Below are 5,006 nucleotides of genomic sequence, written 5' to 3' on the forward strand. Positions count from 1 at the left end.
AAAACCGACCGAGCGTACCCGGCTAACCGTTACGTCGACGCTTTCTCAGCCGGTCGCCTTGCGACGAGAACACTGCTGACACACTGGAACACTGTTTCGCGCCTCTGGTTGCGTAGGTGGGGTTGGCTGCGAATGATTCCCGTATCTGGTCTCGACTTCGACTCTCGCTTCTCTAAGACGATCGACTCGAGGTCTAGCTCGTCGCCTGGGCGAACAGCGTTCGGCAGCCTCAGCTCATCATAACCTAGTCCGGCAAGCGCACGGAGTGGTGGCTGCACTTTATTGGTTAGAAAGATGAAGATCGAGAACGTGTGGGCGGCAGATGCCGTCAATCCCCTAAAGACGGAACGAGCAGCAGCCTCTTCATCGATATGGAAGGGGCGGGGGTCGAACTGCTTCGCGACCTGAATGATTTCGGCCTTAGAGACCAGATAGGGACCAGCCTTGCGGCTATCACCAATTTCGAAATCCTCAAAGTATCCGCTGCTCATCGGTCAATCCTCTACCAAGCGAAAGGGGACGAAGGGAGGTGCTGACTTTATCCACTATAGCCTGACGTCGGTCAAAATGGCCATGTCGCCTTGTGGCCCGTTAGGCGACCATCGACGGTATGGTGCAGAAGTCCGCTGTTGGGCGCAAAGCAGACGGGCTCTCGAATGACCCCCACTTGCTAGGTCCCGCTATCGAGCCCAATTGATTAGCCGGACGAGGATATAGGGGGCGGTCAAAAGTTTGGAGGTTGATTCCCGTCGACCGGTGGCCCTCGTTCACGCGCAAAAAGTTCAGAAATAAATACAAAAAACCCACTTGGCTTGGCAGAGGGGGTAGGGAGGAGATCTTGGAACGAACGCCACGAGGAACCCGCCGCTCTCATGGCGTAAACGAGATCACAGCCGGACAGCCCAGCGTGACGTAATGGTTGGAGGACGAACAGCACGCAATGCGGCGCCGGTCGATCCGGCGATCAGGACAACCCAAAAGGGCCATACCATCACCGAATGCGTACCTGATCCGCGGAGCGCATTATGGCCAGCGGTCGTGGGTACCGCGCTGACAGGCCGAACACATGGCTGCTCCGACCAACGCCGCAAGTGAAGCTTCTCCTTGCCAACCCCGAGCCGACGACGAAAACCAGCGTTCGTCTATATGTCGGCTGTCGGGGGTAAAAGCGGACCTAGCTTGAACAGGCCACGACGTCCGAGTCTGACCCGAGCCGACATAAGCGGCAAGATTTCGCTGCCGCGCACAAGCTTATAGGTGAGCGACCGGTTGAACCAGACATTTGTGATGGCCGTCACATAGCGACGAGAGCGGTGATGCTAAATATGGCCGCAGGCGCGGATGATAGCGTCGGCTAATTCAAGGGAGAAACGTGATGACAGGATATGCAATCACTGCAAAGAGCGAAGCTCTGGAGCTGCACGAGTTGCCCTTCGAAGAGCTCGATGCGGTGGCTGGCGGTGACTTGAATATTGGAGTCGGCGTATGCACCAAGTCCAGCCAAGAGAGTCAGAAACAAGATCCGCTGGCCGACATGTTTAAAGCGCTTATGCAGCAAGGGTAAGCGCGCTTTGCAAGTGAGCGACGGTGAGCGATTTTACATAGCGCCGACTATTTCAAAGGGAAAAACGTGATGACTGCAAATGCAATCACTGCAAAGAGCGAAGCTCTGGAGCTGCACGAGTTGTCTTCCGAGGAGCTTGATGTGGTGGCCGGCGGTGACTTGAAAATTGGAGTCGGCGTATGCACCAAGTCTAGCGACAACAACGAGATAAATTCTCTCTTTGCAACAGCTAAGGATGCTATCCAGCAGGCCAAAAATTAAAAGGAGAAGCCCCCTCCAAAGGACTGGTGGTACCTGCGTCGAGGCGGAGGCGGCTCGCGAGATCGGCTGCCGCTCATGCCTCAAGACCGCCAAGACGCTCGGTGTCGACGTATCTGGCGGGGGCCGCGAGTCACCGCGCGCACCTACCGCGAATGGTGGTTGGTTGCTGCAATTGCTTACGGCGGCTAGTGGCCCACACCGACGAAATCCGCCTGCCACCTATGTCGGCTCTGAGGGGGTAGACCGGACCTAACAGAGATCGGGTAAAACCGTCGCGATTGACCCCACGCGGACATGCGTTGATCTAGATCAACGAGAACGATGCGTTGCGGAGACACGCTCGGTTGTGACGCGAAGGGAAAAGCAGCGGGTTTTTAAATTCGCGCCTTCTGGGAGGGATCGTCCATTTTTATCGTCGGGTTGGCCGTAATTTTCGGCGCGATCAAATCTTCGCCGTCAAGGCCCCGCGCTTAGTACAAGCGGCGAAGGTCGGCGAAACTGTGTGCATTTTCTTTGGTGTCGGCGGGCCGAACTACACACCATCATTCGATCTCGAACGAACTGGGATTCCATCCATTTCAGGTCAGATTACGCCTATCCAATCTCATGGATGGCGAGAAAGGACCAACCATGAAACCCACAACAATAGCACTGGTAGCCGCGCTCGCTCTCTGTAGCACGGCCGCCCTCGCACAAACGCAACCCGGAGCTGCTTATGGAAATTCCGGACCTGGTATCGTTGGAACAGTTCCTGCTCCGTCGGTGGGGACATATTCCTGGCCATTAGGCACGACAAATGTGGCGCCCACCTGGAACAACACCATGCCTCCCGTGCGTAGCGCTCCCGTTCCTAGCGCGCCAACAGTCGGTATAGCACCGTTCAGGCCCGGGGTTCGCAGGTAACCGCGAAAGGGCGACGATCGTCGCGTACAGCATCCTGTATTTCATCAGTGACCGAGGCCGACCCGAACAATGGATCGTAACCAGCAGGGTCGTTTCCTCGCTTTAAAAGGCGTCTCTAGCTAAAACTGGCCATGAGCTCACTTTTGCGAGTGTTTTACGGAGGCGGCTTTTTTCGACTTTTTCGACAGCATCGACCCGTCGCGGACCTTCCCAATGCCTGGAGTGCGGCAGATGATGCTTAGGCTTGAGCGCCATGAAAGCGTGGCGCCTTGTCCTCCAGCGATTGGCTTGGCATGACGATCCGCAAAAAGATCTTTCGCCTCGCCGGCATTCTTCTGGGATTGTTCGGCCTTGTGGTCGGTGTGCTCGCCATCATTCAGAGGCTGGACAGCGACCAGATAGGCAACATAGTCGGTTATGAGCTCCCGCTGTCGCGGATCGTTAGCCAGTTCGACGTCGACACCGACCGGTACGAGCTCAATATCCTGCGCGTGCTTCGACTCAATCCCGCCAGTCCGGAGCAGGTCGCGGCGGCCGCCTCCGCCAAACAAGCACTGACCGAGGAGATGCGTTCGGATGTTGCGACGGCCGGCACGTTACTCAAACAAGCGATCCAAGACCGTGGCTAAGGCCGCTGACCGCGTCGAGTTGGCACGCATCGAAGGCTCGTTCAAGTACCTTAGCCGCAACCTAGAGGAATTTCTGTCCGTCGGGGACCGCACAATGGCCGCGCTCGCCGACGGGCGCCGTGAGGATGCGCGGATAGCATCTCTGGACTTCGCGAAATTCGCTCAGGCGTTCGGTCCAGACCTATCCGAAATTCGCCGTGCAGTCGCCGAACTCACGGAGCGATCAACCCGGGAGGTCCTCGCGCGGGAAGAGCTCGACACCTATCTGAGTTTTGCTTTTTTCCTGGCAGCTTGCGGCGTCGGGCTTGGTATCAGCGCCGTGGGCTCGACCCGCGTGATCGCCGGGTTGCGCCAACTGGTTGCCAGCGCCCGGGCGATCGAGTCCGGGGGGATTCGCAACCGGTGGTGATTCGCTCGCGCGATGAAGTGGGCGAGCTTGCCCTTTCGTTCAATCGCATGGTCGAGGAGCTTCGCACGCGCGAACGCATCAAGGAAACATTCGGCAAGTTCGTCGACCCGCGCATCGTCACCCGGCTAATAGGCAATAGCGCGGAGCAGGCCGAGCGCCGCAATCTAACGGTGTTTTTTCCGACATCAAAGGCTTCACTGGTATCAGCGAACAACTCACCGCCGGCGCTGTCGCAAACCTGCTGAACAGCTATTTCGGCGCGATCGCTGCTGTGGTCCACGAGCATCATGGCGTGATCGATAAGTATATCGGCGACGCCGTGATGGCGTTTTGGACCCCGCCGTTTTCAGCCGGCGATGCCCACGCCAGCGACGCCTGTCTCGCGGCACTAGCACAGCAGGAAGCAATCGTCGCGCTGCGCGCCCAGCTGCCCGAGATCACCGGCATGCGACGTAGTCCGCCAACACTTGTGATCCGCATGGGCATAGCCACAGGCGAGGCCGTTGTCGGGACCATCGGCTCAGAAGCGGCGCGGTCCTATACCGTGATCGGCGACACCGTAAACCTTGCCTCACGTCTCGAGAGCATCAACAAGATCTACGACACCTCGATCATCCTCAGCGAGGAGACGTTTCGGCTGGCACAACAGGTCATCGAAGCCCGCGAACTCGATCTGATCACTGTTGCTGGCAAGACCGAGCCGGTCCGTATCTACGAGGCGATGGGACACGCTGGCGAGCTTAAGCCAGAGCAGAGCGCGCTGCGCGATCGGTTCGCGTGCGGCCTGGCCGCCTATCGCAGACAGGATTGGGACGAGGCGCAGACCCACTTCGAAAGCTGCCTTGGCACCAATATGGAGGATGGCCCATCGCAGCTCTTCCTCAAGCGTATCGCCCTACTGCGTAATACTCCACCACCGGCCGATTGGAACGGCATTTGGCATCTTTCCGAAAAATGAAGGACGCCGGCTGCCCGCGTGCTCAAGGTCCGAATCTGATGCTGTGGACGGCTCCTCCACGGGCACGAGAGTGCCAAGGAGTGGGCGCCGTTTGAGGCTCCCACGATTCGGAGGAGCAGCCTATGCAGTCAATTTCGACGATCGGTCTGGATATCGCGAAGTCGGTCTTTCAATTGCACGGCGTTGATGCAGCCGGCCAGGTGGTCATACGCCGTCAGTTGAAGCGCCGGCACGTCCTGGCGTTTTTCCAGAAATTGCCGCCATGCCTGGTGGGGATCGAGG

General features: G+C 58.1%; 7 protein-coding genes and 1 pseudogene. 7 read left to right on the forward strand and 1 reads right to left on the reverse strand.

The window, feature by feature from the left end; genetic code table 11:
* Positions 1-29: 29 nt before the first annotated feature.
* A complete protein-coding gene (locus A3AI_RS0141595; protein WP_024516769.1) occupies positions 30-491 on the reverse strand; it encodes a MaoC/PaaZ C-terminal domain-containing protein in 462 nt (153 codons plus the stop codon).
* An 884-nt stretch (positions 492-1,375) separates the two neighbouring features.
* Between A3AI_RS0141595 and A3AI_RS0141600 the strand changes: the two genes are divergently transcribed.
* From A3AI_RS0141600 to A3AI_RS49830, 7 genes and pseudogenes are all read left to right on the forward strand, one after another.
* Complete coding sequence (locus tag A3AI_RS0141600) at positions 1,376-1,564, forward strand: hypothetical protein (RefSeq protein ID WP_024521095.1); 189 nt, start codon at positions 1,376-1,378, stop codon at positions 1,562-1,564.
* A gap of 69 nt (positions 1,565-1,633) precedes the next feature.
* Positions 1,634-1,825: a hypothetical protein gene (locus tag A3AI_RS0141605; protein WP_024521096.1), complete on the forward strand. Its 192-nt coding sequence runs from the start codon at positions 1,634-1,636 to the stop codon at positions 1,823-1,825.
* A 1,196-nt stretch (positions 1,826-3,021) separates the two neighbouring features.
* The gene (locus A3AI_RS49085; protein ID WP_024521097.1) at positions 3,022-3,357 is read left to right on the forward strand and encodes a hypothetical protein; all 336 of its coding nucleotides are present in this window, start codon (positions 3,022-3,024) and stop codon (positions 3,355-3,357) included.
* Complete coding sequence (locus tag A3AI_RS49090; RefSeq protein WP_024521098.1) at positions 3,350-3,766, forward strand: hypothetical protein; 417 nt, start codon at positions 3,350-3,352, stop codon at positions 3,764-3,766. The genes A3AI_RS49085 and A3AI_RS49090 overlap by 8 nt, the downstream gene beginning before the upstream one ends.
* Positions 3,760-4,011 carry a HAMP domain-containing protein gene (locus A3AI_RS49095; protein ID WP_024521099.1) on the forward strand — a complete coding sequence of 84 codons (252 nt, stop codon included), beginning with the start codon at positions 3,760-3,762 and terminating at the stop codon, positions 4,009-4,011. The genes A3AI_RS49090 and A3AI_RS49095 overlap by 7 nt, the downstream gene beginning before the upstream one ends.
* Positions 3,969-4,724 carry an adenylate/guanylate cyclase domain-containing protein gene (locus A3AI_RS49100; protein ID WP_245287090.1) on the forward strand — a complete coding sequence of 252 codons (756 nt, stop codon included), beginning with the start codon at positions 3,969-3,971 and terminating at the stop codon, positions 4,722-4,724. The genes A3AI_RS49095 and A3AI_RS49100 overlap by 43 nt, the downstream gene beginning before the upstream one ends.
* Before the next feature lie 122 nt (positions 4,725-4,846).
* A pseudogene (locus A3AI_RS49830) lies at positions 4,847-5,006 on the forward strand (IS110 family transposase); the annotation flags it as partial.

Source organism: Bradyrhizobium sp. Tv2a-2 (assembly GCF_000472425.1).
Taxonomy (GTDB): domain Bacteria; phylum Pseudomonadota; class Alphaproteobacteria; order Rhizobiales; family Xanthobacteraceae; genus Bradyrhizobium.